Origin of the sequence: Bacillus sp. SIMBA_005, from assembly GCF_046535585.1 — a bacterium.
GTDB classification, from domain to species: Bacteria; Bacillota; Bacilli; order Bacillales; family Bacillaceae; genus Bacillus; species Bacillus pumilus.
In genome coordinates this window covers 1-260 of sequence record NZ_JAWRWI010000661.1, presented here as the reverse complement: position 1 = coordinate 260, position 260 = coordinate 1, and the positions used below count along the sequence as shown (strand labels likewise).

Sequence of the window (260 nt, the reverse complement as noted above, 5' to 3'; positions counted from 1 at the left end):
AGTGCATTTCCGACCTCACGCAATAGCTCTAGCTTGGCATTAGAATATGATGTTGAGTCGGCAACTGCTGCGCAAACGGTTCTTTTTTCAACGATTGTTAGCTGTCTTACAGTAACAATTGTCATTTATCTAGCAGAACTGCTATTTACGTAATCATTCGAGGATAATAGCAAGATAAATCTTAATTATAACTTCCATCTATTAGAAAAATCTGTTACACTATCATCAAACTTAATAGCTATAACTAGGGGAGTCCGATG

Annotated in this window: 1 pseudogene; it reads left to right on the top strand. The window is 36.5% G+C overall.

Features of this window, described 5'->3' with window-relative positions:
- Positions 1 to 153, top strand: a pseudogene (locus tag SB660_RS21730) (AEC family transporter); the annotation flags it as partial.
- Between the last annotated feature and the right edge of the window lie 107 nt (positions 154 to 260).